Below are 14,895 nucleotides of genomic sequence, written 5' to 3'. Positions count from 1 at the left end.
CAGGCTGTCCCAAATCCCACTTCAATGAAAAAATGACATTATTTTCAATTCGAGTTGAACAAACCAATCCCATCTTCATTTCCACTCAAAAATGATATTTTATCAGCAGAATTTACCACAATTTCACCAATATTTTCTATATGACACTCTGAAATTCCCTTTCGAAATACTTCCTTTCCATCTTTAGCCTTTCTTTTCAGGAATCCAGCAATTTTTTCAATGTTATGAACAATGCACATAATAAGAAATTCCACTTTTGCTTTATCTTTTCCTCTCAAAAGAAACTCTGTAAATCCCCTATTTTGTTTCATCTGGCCAAAAACAGGTTCAACCGTTGACATACGTTCCTGATATAATTCCTTTCCTTTTTCCGTTCTCAGTTTTTTCCTCATATCTTCCATTAAATGTTCTCGTGGATCTCTTGAAATAATTCTTTTTTTGGCTTTGGTACATGCATTTTTCAATATGCAAATGGAACAATGGTTGCCAATATATTGCTTCAAATCTGGTTCTTCATCTCTTTTTTGAATCCATTTAAAGGGCATAGTAATACCAGCAGGGCAATAATAACAATCATTTACTTTATCAAATCTGAACATGGATTTCAGGAAATACTTACTTTTTCCTCGTTCTTCTACCTTGAAAAAATTATCTGGAATATATGACTCTGTCCCTATTTGGCTCAGTAAATCAATATTATCATATGAAAAATATCCAGCATCAGCTAACAATATTGTCGGTCTGTAACCCATTGTTGCCCAGAGGAGTTGAATCATTGGATCGACTTGATTCACATCATTTGTATCAGTAACGAGATCAGCTGCAACGATCACTTGTTCCTTATCATCAACAGCAATCTGCCCGTTATAAGAAGGTTTCATGGAACCATCTTTATGCTTCATAATTTTTGCATCATTATCGGTGATGTTTATTTTTTCGAGTTTTTCTTCTTCGAGCTTCTTTTTTGCAGCCCTAATTTTTTCCAGCCTTTTTGTTTTATCTACTAATTCTTTTGGCATCTGATATGGTGTAGAATCACCATACATCTCATCTTCTGCTTTGTCGATTTCGATACTTTCTTTAAGAATTTTGTCAATTTCTTTCTCAAGTGCATCGGCATTTTTGCTTTGCTTTACAGATGCATTTGCTTTAATTTTGGTACCGTCAAGTGATATTTTCCCAACACCAAGCATACCCATTTCTTTGCATACTGTTACTACCTGGGAAAAAACATCCTTAATTGAATCAAGATGGGTCGAACGAAAACGGCAGATCGTTCGAAAATCAGGGTGCTGCATCGCTGCAAGATACATAAAAGCAGTATCCGTATGGGTCATTTTGTTGATTTCTCTTGAACTGCGGATGTTTATCATGTAACCATATAATAGGATTTTTATTAGTAATCGTGGATGGTAGGCAGGACAACCATCTTTTGAGTATTTGGCTTCTAAAGTCGTGATATCAATTGCATCTATTATGTCATTCAAAATCCTGCCTATATGGTCTTCCGCTATGAAATCTTCGAGGCTTATGGGAAGCAGGAATTGCTGCTTTTGGTCATATTTTTTAAACATAATTGCACCTATATTATTTATTAATTATAAATATACTTACTAGGTAATAGTATATTTGAAAGTATATAAAACTGTCGATGCATAGTGTAAATTATGATAAATATTGAAGAAATTGCTGAATATTTCAATGAAATATTCAGATTATATGGTCAGAAAATAATGGTGGAAAATGTAGAACTAGTGATTTTTTTTAAAAATAGGAAGTTTTGGGACAGCCTGTATAGGTGATTTGAATAAAAAGTTTGGATGGTTATGGCTATTGATAGGCCCATTGATGGGTTTGTATATAACGAGCCAGTTTAGCAGCCTTGGCGCTGCGTATGCTGCAGTCATGAGGGAGGTATCGATTGCAGGGCAAAATTTGACTTTATATATGGGGGAAACGGGTATAAGGGGAGCAAATAGACTCCTTCACGTACACAGCGCCCTCTTATCATTCCTGAACATATTTTATGGACTGAGCATCGACAGCGTTCACCTGTCGGATAGGACCAAGAGGCTGGGAAGCATACTTGCAATTGCTGGAGCCATTCTGGTGACCATTGGTTTCTACTTCAACCAGGTGATGCCGTTAAGAGAGCTGGGATCACCTCTTAGAATATTGGGAGGCATAAGCTTGGTAGTGGCAATAGTGATAATGGCTGCCGGGCAGTTCAAGAAATGAAATAACCGGCAGGCTGGTATTCTATTCCATTCTATCATTCTCGCAGCGTGCGGTCAAAGAATGTTACCATTTCTTTGTAAGCATCCTTTGCCACAAAGCTCTGGGAGAGCTCGCCATTTTCGATCATGAACCCATGGGGCTGACCCTGGTAGACCTATAGAAAAATTTTTATAACAAAAAATAGAATCTTTATTGGGAGTTGATTTATGAATTATTTGATTTCGCTGATAATTCTTTCTGTTCTCGCAGCGGGATGTGTCGGTCAACAGGCGCCTGCCGAAAGCAAAACCGTAAAGGATTACCAGAGTTTAATAGACAATCTGAGTGCTACGGGACTGAATGTTACACAAGGGGATGAGATCTCACAGTCATTCTTCTCTGTCAAAGGACGAATAATCAAGGTGAATGGGGACGATGTTCAAATCTTCGAATATGAAAGAGCTGCTGATGCCGATGCTGAAGCAGCGCTGACATCACCGGATGGAAGTACAATAGGGACAAGCATGATAACATGGGTATCCACACCTCATTTCTATAAGAAAGAAAAATTGATTGTTATCTACATTGGAGAAAAACCTGACGTTATAAAAGGTTTAGAGGAAGCCCTTGGAAAGCAATTCGCAGGTAGATGATAGTATTGAAATGTTCAGGGGGATTCATTATTAAGCTTTCAAACAAAAAATTGCTCCTTGCTGCTGTAATTGTTTTTGCAGCACTGCTGGTCAGCCTGGCCTGGTGGGGACTTTTAGCTAACAGGCAGGGCGGTATTCCTCAGATAGAAACACCAATAATACCTGCACAGGAAAATGAAAGTAAGGATATCCCTGAAGAGCCTTTCGCTGCATCAGTGGCCAAAAGATTAGACACTCCCTGGGCTCTTGGTTTTCTGCCTGATTGCGGTATTATTTTTACCGAGAGGGCTGGCAGGATAAGATTAATCGATGCAAAAGGGCTTTTACCGGATTCTTTGCTTACTATCGATGAAGTGGCGCATACTGGTGAAGGAGGTTTGCTTGGTATTGCTGTGCATCCTGATTTTACCAGGAACCCATTTGTTTATGTATATTATACCTATCGAAACAACACCGATTTAGCAAACAAAGTGGTAAGATTCAAAATGCAGGGCAACAATTTACTTGATGAAAAATTAATCATCGACGGTATCCCCGGAGCTTCAATACATGACGGCGGCAGGATAAAGTTCGGTCCCGATGGATTTCTGTACATTACCACCGGTGATGCTGCGATTTCAAACTCTGCCCAGGATAAAAATTCCCTGGCAGGAAAGATACTTCGCTTAAATGATGATGGAACAATCCCTGCAAACAATCCTTTCCCTGGCTCGCCTGTTTATTCTTCTGGTCACCGGAACCCCCAGGGTCTGGCATGGGACGACATTGGCAGGCTCTGGGCAACTGAGCACGGCTCTCAAGCTTATGATGAACTAAACCTTATCGAGCCCGGAAAAAACTATGGATGGCCGGATATCCGCGGCGATGAAACGGCTCAGGGACTTACAGGCCCTGTGCTCCATAGCGGCACAGATACATGGGCACCAACAGGTATTGCCTATTTTGAAGGGTCTTTGTTCTTTGCAGGATTAAGAGGACAAAGTTTATTTGAGGTAATAGTTGATGAAAAACCAGCATTTCGCCGTCACCTGGACAGGAATTTTGGCAGGTTGCGTGATGTTGTAGCAGGTCCGGATAATTATCTGTATATCCTTACAAGCAACAGGGATGGCAGGGGTGTACCAGCTGAGGACGATGACCGGATAATCAGGATAAATCCGAATAAACTAAAATAAGTATTACTTCTATTACTTCTCAATCTTCAAAAATCTCGCATTTATGGCAACGACCACCGTGCTTGCTGCCATAAGTCCGGCGCCCATTGCAGGGCTAAGAAGTATCCCCCATTTATACAGCACTCCTGCGGCAAGAGGAATGGCAAATGCGTTATAGCCTGTTGCCCATATAAGGTTCTGGACCATTTTTCTGTATGTTGCTTTTGCAAGGCTGATTATTGCCACCGTATCAAGCGGGTCGCTCCTTATAAGGATTATATCAGCCGTCTCCACAGCCACGTCCGTTCCAGCGCCGATGGCAATACCTACATCTGCCTGGGCAAGCGCAGGAGCATCGTTCACACCATCACCTGTCATGGCTACGACCAGACCTCTGGACTGGATCTCTTTTACTTTTGCGGCCTTTTCATGCGGCAGGACCTCTGCAAAATATTCATCAAGCTCCAGTTCATCAGCAACCCATTTTGCCACCTGTTTGTTATCTCCTGTGAGCATTATGCATCTTATACCCATCTCCCTGAGCCTTGAGATTGCCTTTTTCGATTCCAGCCTTATGATATCTGCAAGTGCAATGGCGCCTCTTAGCTCTCCATCTATCAACACGAACACCACGGTCTTTCCCTGGGAGGAGAGCTTCTCAATCCGTTCATCCGTAACTGGAATATTCTGTTCCCGAAGATACCCCGGACTTACAACTTTTACATCCCTTCCGTTAACCCTCCCCTCGGCACCTTTGCCTGGAATTGATTTGAACCCCTCAACAGGAAAAGCATCCCCGGATGACGAAACGATCCCTTTTGCAATGAGATGTTCGGAATGGGCCTCCACTGACGCAGCGTATTTGAGAAGTTCTTTTTCATCACCACTTCCTGAAAACATGATAGTATCAGTGACCCCGAATTTTCCTTCGGTGAGCGTTCCTGTCTTATCAAAAATTATAGCCTGGATGTTCCTTGCCCTCTCAAAGGCAGCACGATCCCGTATCAAAAGACCGTTGCTTGCAGAGATGGCGGTCGAGACCGCAACCACCAGGGGAACAGCAAGCCCGAGCGCGTGGGGACATGTGATCACCATCACAGTGACAGTCCGCTCAATTGCAAAGGCAAAATCCGCTTTCATAATATAGAACCATACAAAAAGGGTTATAGCCCCTCCTACAATAGCTATTATTGTTAACCACACGGCTGCGCGGTTCGCCAGGTCCTGCGTTCTTGACTTGCTCTCCTGTGCTTCTTTAACAAGCTTGATCACCTGTGAAAGAAATGAATCCTCCCCTGTTTTGTTGACCTTCGCAGTGATCGACCCTTCGCCGTTTATCGAGCCTCCTATGACTTTAGCACCCACATTCTTATAAACAGGCTTTGACTCTCCTGTTAGCATAGCCTCATTTACTGATGTCTCACCATCTACTACAACGCCATCGGCGGGGATCTTTTCTCCAGGCTTGATAAGGACACTATCATTCACCATCAACTCGCTTAATGGAACATTTTTTATACTGCCGTCAGGCATGAGTTTATGCGCATCAGAGGGCATCAGCCTTGCCAGTTCTTCAAGAGCCCTTGAAGCGCCCATGACAGACTTCATCTCTATCCAGTGGCCAAGAAGCATAACATCTATCAGTGTTGCCAGTTCCCAGAAAAATACCATGCCCCTCAGGCCAAATACAACAGCACTGCTATAAACATAGGCCGTGGTGATCGCTATGGCGACCAGCGTCATCATTCCGGGTGTTGCTGATTTCAGTTCATCAAAGATTCCTTTAAGAAACGGATACCCGCCATAGAAGAAAACTATGGATGAAAGAGCAAAGAGGACATACATATCTCCTGGAAAACTGACCATTTTCTTAATACCCAAAAAATCCTGGACCAAAGGAGATAATAAGAGTATAGGGATGGTAATGATAAATGATACCCAGAACCGTTTTTTGAAGTCTGCGAGCATCATGGCACCATGATCATGGTGTTTGTCCTGTTTTTTCATTTCATGGGTATTATGTGTATTATGCCCCGCATGGTTATTACTGGTAATATGATGATTTTTTCCCATTCCTTAACCTCTTTGATCGATAAAATTATTTAAACGGAATCCCACTATATTTCATTATTTCATGGAATCAAATAACTATCGGAAAGATTGGAAAGAAGACCAGGTAAAAGTTCAATATTTCGCACCTTCCAGCTTCATAAATACCCAGGGGACAAAAAAAACTGATGAAAATCCAAGTGCGGCATACTTTATATATGCAAAAACAGGAAATGTTAAGGATAATATCTCTGAAATTAAGTAAATCGATCCCAAAAATAAAATGCCTATAGATGCTCTTTTAACCTTCTGTTCGTTATTTTTCGCATCAGGAAACCTGATTATTTCCTCCTCCAATAAATAACCAGCTCCTACAGAAGCCATTACAAACCCCAATTCGATCTGTTCTTTCAAAAGACTTCCCTGAAAAGTTGCTATTAAAATAAGTATTAACGGGAGAAACAAGGCAATAAGATATTTTGAATTGCGGCTTTGTTTATTAATTACTTTAAGGATATCCGCCTCTTCCCTGTATGAAATAAATGCGACCATGAGACCAAAAATAATGCCCCCGATCACATCGCCCGGATAATGGACGCCAAGATATAACCGCGATAATGAAACCAGGAGAACTATAACTGCGCCTGTTATAATGATCTGTTTTTTCTTGCTTCGGATTCCCAGGTAACCCCAGAAACCCGATGAAACCTGCGCATGACCGCTGGGGAATCCAAAATTATTTTCTGTAACTTTATGAAGGTAGTCAGGAGGTCTTGGCATACTGAACAGGCTCTTGGCAATTAGCGCCGTGTATGCAGAAAACATAATTAAATACATCGCCCTGATGCCTGTTTTCTTGTTAAGGCACCAGAAGATAAGTGATGCAAGAAATATATATACAGGCTCACTGCCTGCATTAGTTATAACCTTGAATAACGTATCCAGTAAAGGAGTGCCAATATCGCGAAAAAATATATTGATATTTTCGTTGAAAAGGAATTGAATAGGGCCTGACGCCATATCTTTAAACCAGAATAGACGGATTCAGAAAAGTAATCCGCATATACAATCCTTATTTTCAAGTGATATTAACCGCAGATGAACGCGGATAAACACAGATTGGTATCTGCGTTCATATTGATTATTATTTATGATCCTTTTACAATAGCTTTTGGTGAGCGTGCTATCTTCTTGCGCTTTGCGCCGTCAGAAGTATATCGCTGCATCGGGCCGGGACGCTTGTGGCTGAGTTCGGCTTCGGGGACCATTATTATGTTCCCTTTTCGTCCTTTGACTCTGCCCCATTTTGTTATACCTGTTTTTCCCATGTAATTTTTATCCTCCAATGATTTAGTTTGGCTTCAGAATACTTCCGTTTATTCATAAACCTTTCCCCGTTTCAATTCTTTTCTTTATCATGTACATTTGCACTTTTTTGGCTTTTGCCTGGTGAAGAACCCTGTCAAGACCCTGTCTTTCAAGCGTTTCCATTTTGATGTAGCCCCTGTCGGCTGCATCCTGGAAGAGTTCAAGACCAAGTCCAGTTCGTGCAAGTACTGTCGTATAGCCTTCGTTTGATCCCACGCTCCCGAATGAAAGGTCAGACTTCTCAGCCGTCAGATCTGTGCATACGGTGCATGAGCCGCTTCGGAGATGATCAAGTTCACTTAATGGGAATGTGGCTTCTGTTTCCGACCTGATTATGAATTTTCCTTTCCTGATCTTCATTTCCCTGATGGAAGACAGGGGAAATCCTTTCTGCTCGATGAATGTTTTCAAACCCGGATAATCAAAGGTATCCATGCAGAATAGCCCGAGCTTCAGGATGTTCGCCCTCATGAACATATGAAGTAACCCATAGGGTGAGTTCTGCATTTTGTGAACCGCATCTATGTTGCAGGACGGGCCCACAAAACCTATTGAACGGGAACCTCTTTTTATTGCGCTCATTAACGATTCCATTGTGAGTGAATGAACATAGATCGAACCGCTTCCGCGCAAAATATCCTCTCTTGTCTGGGCAACTATCGGAACAGGTTTCCATGGCTCCTCATCGCTTTTTACAGTAACTATGGCACTGTCTATCAGTCCTTCTTCCAGAGCATAGAGCAGCATGGATGTCACAACCCCGCCGTCCTGTCCTTTTACTTCGGAAAGTAAGGATTTTGCAGTGAAGACATCACGCACACTCCCGATCAGGTTTGATTCCGTGGTAATGGTTCGAGGGCACTGGTTATAGCATACACCGCATGCGGTGCACGGTCCTTTGAGTGCAGGCTTGCCATTGACCACTGACAAAACTTCGCAGCTTGCCACGCATGCCCCACACAGGGTACAGATGCCAGGTTCTATGATCTCGCGCCTTAACTTTGCGAATGATATCCTCTCTTTGTCTTTCAAAGAACGCCGCACACGGATCACACTTTTGTCAAGCTCATCGAATTTCTGCTTGCAATTTTCGGAGCAAAAATAATAATCTTTGTTTTTATAAACTGATTTGAATGCTGTTTTTTCATCAACAGTTGTTTTGCAGATCGGGTCAATTGCCATCAGGCATATCTTTGATCGTGTTGGTTAAAATGCTTTGCGTAGCTTTGTTCACAAAGGTCTTTTGTTTTTTACGCAAGTTAGCCAATTTTAGTTTCAACGTCATATTCATCAAAAATTTCTCCAACAAGTTCTTCCAGTATATCTTCAATAGATACTAATCCGATAACTTTCTTATTATCGTCCACTACTATTGAAATATTCATTTTCTTTTGCTGGAGCTCTTTCATGATCGGATAAATTTTTCGCCCACCTCTTACGATCAGCATCGGGCGCAAAACCTGATGGATTTTTATCCAGCTCAGCTCATGATCACTGAACTTCAGGAAATCTTTTGCATAAACCATCCCGGTGATATTATCAAGTGTCTGTTTATAAACAGGTATCCTTGAATGACCGGATTCATTAATTAAAGCAAGCGCAGTATCGAGAGTATTTGATTCCTCAATGCACACCATTTTTTCAAGCGAAGTCATCACTCCTGTTGCTTTTGTGTCAGATAATTCAAAAACATTGTGTATTATCTCCCTTTCGTGTTTCTCGATAGTCCCTTCCTTTTCCCCGACTCTTAGCATAATTTTAATTTTTTCTTCAGTGACGAAGGGATGCTGCACACGTTTCTTTCCGCCAAAGCGCACGATAAGGAAGTTTATGGATTCAGTTAAAACCCGGACAAGCGGATTTAAGATAAATATCACCGTTCGTATGGGCTTTGCTACATGCAATGCTATCGATTCGGGATGTCTTGAAGCAAGCGTTTTAGGAAAAACCTCTCCGAAAACAAGGATGAACATCGTCATGACTGCTGTAGCTATCGCGATCCCGCTGTCTCCAAATGTATGAAGCGCTGCGTCTGCTGCCAGCACTGAAGCGCTGATGTTGACGATATTGTTGCCTATCAGGATCGCGGTCAGGAACTGTTCAGGATTTTCAAGCAGTTCTAATATTACTGCTGCATTTTTATTGCCTGTATCTGCAAGGTGCCGGATCCGGATTTTATTTATTGAGATAAGTGCTGTCTCCGAGCCGGAAAAAAAAGCAGACAGCACAACCAATATTGATATAGTTGAAATTTCAATTGCTAACCAGGAATCCATCAATTATTTGACCTTTTTTCCATTTAATTTAAATAACTCTGAAACCGTATCCAGGAATTTTTCATCATCATGCTCCGCTGCATTCCTGAGAATCTTTGTTGGTTCTGCAAGGATCTGTTTGGCAAAAGAATTTGTCATATCATCCAGGACTTCACGCTCTATATCTCCTATCGTGTGTCTTGACTTGAGTTTGTTTATTGCCGCTTCGCGCTCCTGTTCCCGGATTTTCTCAACTTTAGAATAAAGAGCTGATATAATATTGTCCGCCATCTGGCGCTTATATTGCCGCTTAAGAAGAGCCAATTCTTCTTCTATAATGATCTCCGCTTTTTTTGCTTCGGCCCTTCGTTTATCAAGGTTTGCCTCGCTGATGCTTCTTAAACTGTCGATATTATGAAGGCTCACACCCGGCAGATCCCCTGTACTGCTTTCGATATTCCTGGGATTGCCAATGTCTACCAGCATGATATCCTTTTTTCGTTTTTCCAACAGTCTTGACATTATTTCTTGTGTTAAAACAAAATGAGGTGCCTTGGTGGCGCTGATTACAACATCTGATTTAGGGATATATTCTTCCATTTCCTCATACGGCACAGCTTCACCATTCAATTCACATGCCAGGGCCTGTGCTTTATCTAATGTCCTGTTAGCCACGTAAATAACCTTAATATCCTTATTAGCAAGCGCTTTTGCAACAAGAGTTCCCATCTCTCCTGCACCTATTACCATTACTGTTTTTCCAACAAGTCCGCCTAATTCCTTTTCAGCCAGTTCCACTGCTGCTGAACCAATAGATACCGAACCTTTGTTTATCCCGGTCTCATTCCGGGTACGCTTTCCAACCTGTATCGATTTATTGAATGCAGTATCAAGGACCTTTCCAACTGCCCCTGCTTTCTTTGCCATCAGGAACAATTCTTTTACCTGTCCGAGTATCTGGTCTTCACCCACGATCATCGATTCAAGACCTGAAGTCAGGCGCAAAAGATGCCTGAGTGATTCTTCATGGTCAAGGAAATCAATGATCCTTGAAGAGACTTTCATGTGTTTTGCAAACTCAAAAAGCACTTTACTTCCCTTTGGCGAAACAACGTAAACTTCAACACGGTTGCAGGTCTTAAGCACAGCGCATTCCTCTACAAGATCATGTGACTTAAGATGCACCAGAAGCTGATCTATACCGCCATGCCATGCGCTTTCCATTTCTACTATTGTCGCTTTGGTATGAGTAATTAGCATGCTTGATATTTCTGTCATTGATTTCCCTGTTTTTATGTTCGTTTTACCTTATATGCTTTGATGCAATAATATATGCTTTTTCATATGATTCTTCGAATCCCTTCCAAACATCATTGTCATTAATTATGTTCCACAGGATCTCTTTGCGTTTTTTCTGTTCGTCCACTTCGGTTTTTAATCTTTCACGGATTTCATTTTGAAGTTTTGACATTTGTGTAAATTCAGGTGTTATCACTTCTTCAACTTTTTGACGAATGTATTTTGAAAGGGCAGGACTCTGGCCCGCAGTGGAGATACCAATCACAATATCGCCTCGCCTGATGACTGAAGGGATTATAATATCCCCGATATCATCCACACGATTTACAAATTTTCCTTCATCTCTTGCGATCTTTGCTATTCTCTCATTCAACATAGCGTCATTGGTAGCCGGAATTACAATAAAGGCTTTTTTCAGGTAAGAGGAAATATCTTTCCCGGTAATATCTTTAACTTTTATCAGTTTTATTTTTCCCATCTCATAAAATCCGTTCAATCCGGATGTAAATTCCTTGCTTATGACAGTCACTAAAGCAAGCTCACAAAAAAGAGACGCTTTTCGCTCACCCACTTCCCCACCGCCGAAAATTATGATCTCTTTTTCCTTCAGGTCAAGCATAAGAGGTAAAAAATCACTCATAACCTCACGCCTGTTTTTTTGAACTCCCTTTCGCTGAAAAGTATGCTGTAATCCTTTATGCCCGTAGCAAGAGAGATCTCTTTTGCTATTTTTTCACATTCTTCACGCGAATATGCATGGACCATGGTAAAAAGGTTATAGTTCCAATCTGGATATCTGGGTCGTTCATAGCAATGTGTGACTTCCGGAAAGCCTGCCATTATGGCTCCCAGTTCTTCCACTTTCTCATCAGGAACGTTCCAGGTGCACATGGCATTAGCCGTTATTCCTATTGCCCTGTGTCCGATTGAAGCGCCAAAACGTCTTATGACACCTTCTTTTGCCATGCTGTGTACACGCGCAAGGACATCTGTTTCAGAAAGCCCAGCTTCTTTTGCAATATGTTTGAAGGGCTCGGATACAATCGGAATTCCATCCTGGATCGTTTTTAATAATTTCAAATCAATTTTATCCATGTTATCAGATAAGTTATTTTAGAAATATTCATATATATGTTCATTGTTTACATGTATGGATAGGAAATAAACCACCTGAATATGTAAACTTAGATATATTAATATGATAGAGATTAAAAACGTTTTAGAAGTTATAAATGAGGTACTTGTTTTACCGATAGCAATTATTACTTTTTTTCTATTGATCTATATAGTAATATATTTATATAAAAAAGATCCTGATGTGATTCGGTCAAGGATTTTCTTAAAATATGATGAAATCAAAAAGGCTTTTATTTTGTTTGCAGTATTTGCCTTTATATTAATCCTCCATGTATCTTTAATATATATACCGCATATTTTTTCACTGGATTATTCTTTTATTAAAGATTTACAAAGGATTTTTGGATTGATTCTTATTTTAATAATGATAACTTTTGTGTATATTATATTTGTAACTATACGAAAATCAAATTCCGAAATTGTTAAATGACCAATAAATTTCTAATTGGCATCACCTGCTCATCCTGATATTTACGTTCTTCCAATCACCATTAACCCCTCGAAGGGTTTCAATCGAGCCTTTGACCATCCCGCACAGGATTTTTTTAACAAAACCGTTCATAGGTATTTTTTTCCCATCAATCTCAAGAATTATTTCTATATCTTCCATATTATTTCTCCATTCCTAATATGTCAGATTCTTAATATAGTTCTATTGTTTATCCTGTCCGGAAAGATTTTAGAAGTATGAAAATAATTGTACGGGCCTATGCAGGAATACAAGATAAGGATCCATGATCTGCCAAAGGACGAGAGGCCGCGCGAGAGGCTCATAAAGAACGGCGCTTCGGCATTGAGTGATTCGGAACTTCTTGCAATAATACTGAGGACAGGTTCAAAGCAGGAAAATGTCATAAACCTATCCCAGAGAATCTTAAAAGAATACAACATTAAACAGCTCTCACAGATCAATTTAACACAATTGATGAAAGTCCATGGTATCAAGGAAAGTAAGGCAGCACAAATCGCAGCCTGTTTTGAGATCGCGCGGCGCCTCGAAACTTTCAAAGATGAGGACAAACAAAAGATCAACTCTCCCGAAGATGTTTACAGGCGGATATATCCAAAAATAAGGGAGCAAAAAAAGGAACTTTTCATCGAGCTTTGTCTTGATACAAAAAACCAGATCATCAAAGAGGAGACGATTTCGATAGGTTCTTTGAATGCCAATATCGTTCATCCAAGGGAGGTATTCAAGCTTGCACTGGCAGAATCCGCAGCACATATAATCGTGGTTCATAATCATCCGTCCGGGGACCCGACTCCAAGCCGGGAAGATATTGAAATAACACAGAAACTTGTTGAGACCGGGAATATAATGGGGATCACTCTTCTTGACCATGTAATAATCGGGGATGGAAGGCATTTCAGCATGAAAGAAGCAGGACATATATAGGGAAAAATATGGCATATTCTGCAATTATCCTTGCGGGAGGAAAAGGAAAACGTATGGGTTACCGGGAAAAAGCTCTTATGGCCATTAATGGTAAACCCCTTATCAGCTATGTTATCGATAGCCTTGAAAAGGTTGTTGACAACATTATAATTTCAGTTCGTGATAAAGCACAGGGAAAAATGCTGGATTCGGTGTTACCAGGATACACATATGCATTTGATGAATATGAAAACACAGGCCCTCTTGCGGGGATACTTTCAGGGCTTACGGTTTGCAGGGATGATTTTTGTTTTATCGCTGCATGCGATATGCCTTTTATAAATGAAAATGTAATAAAGCTGCTTTTTAAGTCCGGTGAGAATTACGATGCAGCCATCCCGCGCCGGGAAGATGGTTTTCTTGAGCCGCTTCATGCTGTTTATAAATGCAAACCCATGATATTTGAGACAGAGAAAGCTATCAGGAACGGAGAGAAAATAGTTCTTGCTCCGATTCAAAAATTAAGGGCCAATTATGTGGAAATGCAAGAGATCAGGAAAATCGATACGAATTTAAGAACATTTATCAATATCAATACCCCAGAAGAGATGGATATAATCAATAAAAATGTATAAAAAAAATTATCCTGCACTTGAGTTTAAAAGGTGTGTACCTGTACCGCATGAAAAAATCCATACGGTAGCTATAGAGAGCACTATTGAGATTTTCATAAATAAAATTCCGATCGCATCAATACTTGCTACACCGGAAATGATAAAAGAGCTTGCCATCGGGTATTTTATATGCGAAGGCCTTGTAAAAGATCCGGATAGCATAAAAGATTTTAAAATAGACGGGAACAGGATATATGCCGCAATAGAAGAGACCGTGCATATTGAAATCTGGCGTGAATTAAGGTCATCGGGCTGCGTTGGTGTACGATGGGAAGAGAATGAAAATATTTCAATTGATTCTGATACAAAATTCAGCATGGATCTAATTGGGAAAAGTCTCAGATTCCTGGAATCTGATATATACAGGGAAACGCGGGGAACACATGCAGCCTGCCTTATAAATGCCAGGGGTGAATGCGCGGCAAAAGCGATTGATGTAGGAAGACATAATGCTTTTGACAAGGTCGTTGGATATGCCTATCTTAACAGGATTAATGTAAGGGAGCATTTCATCATATCAACAGGACGCCAGTCTGCTGGAATGGTATTAAAAGCCGCAAGGGCCGGGATCCCTCTTGTTGCCACAAAAACCGCACCGCTTAATTCAGGCATTGATGCTGCCCTGCGGACCGGTGTTTGTCTTGTTTGTTTTGTTTCAAATGATAAAATGTCAGTTTTTTCACACTATGAGAGGCTTTTATTCCACCTGTAATT

Annotated in this window: 18 protein-coding genes; 8 read left to right on the top strand and 10 right to left on the bottom strand. The window is 40.7% G+C overall.

What is annotated here, in order from left to right:
- Positions 1–44: 44 nt before the first annotated feature.
- Entirely contained in the window at positions 45–1,574 is a 1,530-nt protein-coding gene (locus tag CL181_RS02070; protein WP_255251364.1) for an IS1182 family transposase, read from the bottom strand.
- Positions 1,575–1,667: 93 nt separating this feature from the next.
- Between CL181_RS02070 and CL181_RS21005 the strand changes: the two genes are divergently transcribed.
- The 4 genes from CL181_RS21005 (at position 1,668) to CL181_RS02050 (ending at position 4,045) form a co-directional block, all read left to right on the top strand.
- The gene (locus tag CL181_RS21005) at positions 1,668–1,802 is read left to right on the top strand and encodes a hypothetical protein (protein ID WP_255251363.1); all 135 of its coding nucleotides are present in this window, start codon (positions 1,668–1,670) and stop codon (positions 1,800–1,802) included.
- Between the two features lies 1 nt (position 1,803).
- Positions 1,804–2,238, top strand: a complete 435-nt coding sequence (locus tag CL181_RS02065) for a hypothetical protein (RefSeq protein WP_141398762.1) — start codon at positions 1,804–1,806, stop codon at positions 2,236–2,238.
- Positions 2,239–2,444: 206 nt separating this feature from the next.
- A complete protein-coding gene (locus tag CL181_RS02055) occupies positions 2,445–2,870 on the top strand; it encodes a hypothetical protein (protein ID WP_097297585.1) in 426 nt (141 codons plus the stop codon).
- On the top strand, positions 2,867–4,045 hold the full coding sequence (locus CL181_RS02050; protein WP_097297584.1) for a PQQ-dependent sugar dehydrogenase: 1,179 nt from the start codon (positions 2,867–2,869) through the stop codon (positions 4,043–4,045). The genes CL181_RS02055 and CL181_RS02050 overlap by 4 nt, the downstream gene beginning before the upstream one ends.
- A 12-nt stretch (positions 4,046–4,057) precedes the next feature.
- Here the strand turns inward: CL181_RS02050 and CL181_RS02045 are convergent, their stop codons facing one another.
- From CL181_RS02045 to ahbB, 8 genes are all read right to left on the bottom strand, one after another.
- Entirely contained in the window at positions 4,058–6,097 is a 2,040-nt protein-coding gene (locus CL181_RS02045; protein ID WP_097297583.1) for a heavy metal translocating P-type ATPase, read from the bottom strand.
- 111 nt (positions 6,098–6,208) lie between these two features.
- Complete coding sequence (locus CL181_RS02040; protein ID WP_097297582.1) at positions 6,209–7,093, bottom strand: phosphatase PAP2 family protein; 885 nt, start codon at positions 7,091–7,093, stop codon at positions 6,209–6,211.
- Positions 7,094–7,221: 128 nt separating this feature from the next.
- A complete protein-coding gene (locus CL181_RS02035) occupies positions 7,222–7,401 on the bottom strand; it encodes a DUF5350 domain-containing protein (protein WP_097297581.1) in 180 nt (59 codons plus the stop codon).
- 52 nt (positions 7,402–7,453) lie between these two features.
- Entirely contained in the window at positions 7,454–8,623 is a 1,170-nt protein-coding gene (locus CL181_RS02030) for a Coenzyme F420 hydrogenase/dehydrogenase, beta subunit C-terminal domain (RefSeq protein ID WP_097297580.1), read from the bottom strand.
- Positions 8,624–8,700: 77 nt separating this feature from the next.
- A complete protein-coding gene (locus tag CL181_RS02025; protein WP_141398761.1) occupies positions 8,701–9,717 on the bottom strand; it encodes a hemolysin family protein in 1,017 nt (338 codons plus the stop codon).
- A 3-nt stretch (positions 9,718–9,720) separates the two neighbouring features.
- Entirely contained in the window at positions 9,721–10,974 is a 1,254-nt protein-coding gene (gene hemA, locus CL181_RS02020; RefSeq protein ID WP_097297578.1) for a glutamyl-tRNA reductase, read from the bottom strand.
- Positions 10,975–10,999: 25 nt separating this feature from the next.
- A complete protein-coding gene (locus CL181_RS02015; RefSeq protein ID WP_097297577.1) occupies positions 11,000–11,635 on the bottom strand; it encodes a bifunctional precorrin-2 dehydrogenase/sirohydrochlorin ferrochelatase in 636 nt (211 codons plus the stop codon).
- Entirely contained in the window at positions 11,632–12,090 is a 459-nt protein-coding gene (ahbB, locus tag CL181_RS02010) for a siroheme decarboxylase subunit beta (protein WP_097297576.1), read from the bottom strand. Before ahbB ends, CL181_RS02015 begins: the two co-directional genes overlap by 4 nt.
- A gap of 103 nt (positions 12,091–12,193) precedes the next feature.
- On the opposite strand from ahbB, the gene CL181_RS02005 reads away from it, so the two are divergent.
- Positions 12,194–12,562: a hypothetical protein gene (locus CL181_RS02005; RefSeq protein ID WP_097297575.1), complete on the top strand. Its 369-nt coding sequence runs from the start codon at positions 12,194–12,196 to the stop codon at positions 12,560–12,562.
- 21 nt (positions 12,563–12,583) lie between these two features.
- Here the strand turns inward: CL181_RS02005 and CL181_RS20010 are convergent, their stop codons facing one another.
- Positions 12,584–12,742 (bottom strand): hypothetical protein, encoded by a 159-nt coding sequence (locus CL181_RS20010; RefSeq protein WP_176505009.1) that lies wholly within the window; start codon positions 12,740–12,742, stop codon positions 12,584–12,586.
- Between the two features lie 99 nt (positions 12,743–12,841).
- Between CL181_RS20010 and radC the strand changes: the two genes are divergently transcribed.
- From radC to fdhD, 3 genes are read left to right on the top strand one after another with little or no spacing between them, the layout of a single operon-like run.
- Entirely contained in the window at positions 12,842–13,528 is a 687-nt protein-coding gene (gene radC / locus CL181_RS02000; protein ID WP_097297574.1) for a DNA repair protein RadC, read from the top strand.
- A gap of 8 nt (positions 13,529–13,536) precedes the next feature.
- Complete coding sequence (locus tag CL181_RS01995) at positions 13,537–14,142, top strand: molybdenum cofactor guanylyltransferase (RefSeq protein ID WP_097297573.1); 606 nt, start codon at positions 13,537–13,539, stop codon at positions 14,140–14,142.
- Complete coding sequence (fdhD, locus tag CL181_RS01990) at positions 14,135–14,893, top strand: formate dehydrogenase accessory sulfurtransferase FdhD (RefSeq protein ID WP_097297572.1); 759 nt, start codon at positions 14,135–14,137, stop codon at positions 14,891–14,893. The genes CL181_RS01995 and fdhD overlap by 8 nt, the downstream gene beginning before the upstream one ends.
- The last annotated feature ends 2 nt before the right edge of the window (positions 14,894–14,895 follow it).

Source organism: Candidatus Methanoperedens sp. BLZ2, from assembly GCF_002487355.1.
In the GTDB taxonomy this organism is placed as follows: Archaea; Halobacteriota; Methanosarcinia; order Methanosarcinales; family Methanoperedenaceae; genus Methanoperedens.
This window is presented reverse-complemented; position numbering and strand designations above follow the sequence as displayed.